This window comes from Sphingobacterium prati, from assembly GCF_013167215.1.
GTDB lineage: Bacteria > Bacteroidota > Bacteroidia > Sphingobacteriales > Sphingobacteriaceae > Sphingobacterium > Sphingobacterium prati.
The window spans coordinates 1-2173 of sequence record NZ_JABJWY010000004.1 but is presented as its reverse complement, the minus strand read 5'-3'; the positions used below and the strand labels follow the sequence as shown (position 1 = coordinate 2173).

At 50.4% G+C, this 2173-nt stretch carries 1 rRNA gene; it reads left to right on the top strand.

Features of this window, described 5'->3' with window-relative positions:
• Positions 1–2173 (top strand): 23S ribosomal RNA (locus HPC41_RS00020); the annotation flags it as partial.

The following is a 2173-nucleotide window of genomic DNA, read 5'->3' as shown; positions in this document are numbered from 1 at the left end:
GTCGTATAAAACGCGAACGCGCTGAACTGAAACATCTAAGTAGGCGTAGGAGAAGAAAATAACAATGATTTCCCAAGTAGTGGCGAGCGAACGGGAAAGAGCCCAAACCGTTTATGTTACGGCATAGACGGGGTTGTAGGACCACGATATTGTACAATGCTATGAACTGGAAGCAGGTGGGAAACTGCGCGACAAGGGTGAGAGCCCCGTACAGGTAAAGAATATTGACATAGTGGTATCCTGAGTACCGCGGGACCGGAGAAATCCTGTGGGAATCCACCAGCACCATCTGGTAAGGCTAAATACTCCTGAGAGACCGATAGTGAACCAGTACCGTGAGGGAAAGGTGAAAAGAACCCCGAACAGGGGAGTGAAAAGAACCTGAAACCGTGTGCTTACAAGCGGTTGGAGCAGACGAGTTCTGTGACAGCGTGCCTTTTGCATAATGAGCCTACGAGTTACTCTTGTCTGGCAAGGTTAAGTCCTTCAGGGACGCAGCCGAAGCGAAAGCGAGTCTTAATAGGGCGCATAGTCAGATGAGGTAGACGCGAAACCTTGTGATCTACCCTTGGGCAGGTTGAAGTTGCAGTAACATGTAATGGAGGACCGAACCGATAAACGTTGAAAAGTTTCCGGATGACCTGAGGGTAGGGGTGAAAGGCCAATCAAACTGGGAAATAGCTCGTACTCCCCGAAATGTTTTTAGGAACAGCGTCGGCGTAGAGTTTGATAGAGGTAGAGCTACCGATTGGGTGCGGGGGAGTCAAATCCTACCAAATCCAGACGAACTCCGAATGCTATCAAATATAGCCGGCAGTGAGGCTTTGGGTGCTAAGGTCCAAGGCCGAGAGGGAAAGAACCCAGACCATCAGCTAAGGTCCCCAAATTCGTTCTAAGTTGAACTAACGAGGTCCGGTTGCCCAGACAGCTAGGATGTTGGCTTGGAAGCAGCCATTCATTTAAAGAGTGCGTAACAGCTCACTAGTCGAGCGGCCGGGCGTGGATAATAAACGGGCATCAAGAACGGTACCGAAGCTATGGATTTGCATTGAAAGATATGCATCTGGTAGGGGAGCATTCCATATGGGGTGAAGATATCTGGTAATGGGTGTTGGACCGTATGGAAAAGCAAATGTAGGCATAAGTAACGATAAGGCGGGTGGGAAACCCGCCCACCGAAAGACCAAGGTTTCCTGATCAACGTTAATCGGATCAGGGTCAGTCGGGACCTAAGGCGCACCCGAAGGGGGCAAGCCGATGGACAACTGGTTAATATTCCAGTACTCTTCATAACTGCGATGTGGTGACGGAGTAGTGACACTGCCGCGAACTGACGGAATAGTTCGTTGAAAGGCGTAGGTATTGGAGTTGTAGGCAAATCCGCAACTCTAGCTGAACCCCAATAGTACAGCAAAGCTCCGGTGGCGCTGATAGAGCAGGTAAACAGACTTCCAAGAAAACCCGCTAAGCTTCAGGTTATGAAGACCCGTACCGCAAACCGACACAGGTGGTCGAGGAGAGAATCCTAAGGTGCTCGAGTGAGTCATGGCTAAGGAACTCGGCAAAATGGCCCTGTAACTTCGGGAGAAGGGGCGCTGTCTCAGCGATGAGCAGCCGCAGTGAAAAGGCCCAGGCGACTGTTTAACAAAAACATATGGCTTTGCAAAATCGCAAGATGAGGTATAAGGCCTGACACCTGCCCGGTGCTGGAAGGTTAAGAGGGGATGTCATCGCAAGAGAAGCATTGAATCGAAGCCCCAGTAAACGGCGGCCGTAACTATAACGGTCCTAAGGTAGCGAAATTCCTTGTCGGGTAAGTTCCGACCTGCACGAATGGTGTAACGATCTGGGCGCTGTCTCAGCCATGAGCTCGGTGAAATTGTGGTATCGGTGAAGACGCCGATTACCCGCAACGGGACGGAAAGACCCCATGCACCTTCACTATAGCTTAACATTGAGATTGGGTACAGGATGTGTAGGATAGGCGGGAGATGTTGAAGTGGCTTCGCCAGGAGTCATGGAATCAACCTTGAAATACCGCCCTTTCTGTATCCGGTTTCTAACTCGGAATTTCCGAGGACATTGTTTGGTGGGTAGTTTGACTGGGGTGGTCGCCTCCAAAAAGGTAACGGAGGCTTTCAAAGGTAAGCTCAGTACGCTTGGTAACCGTACG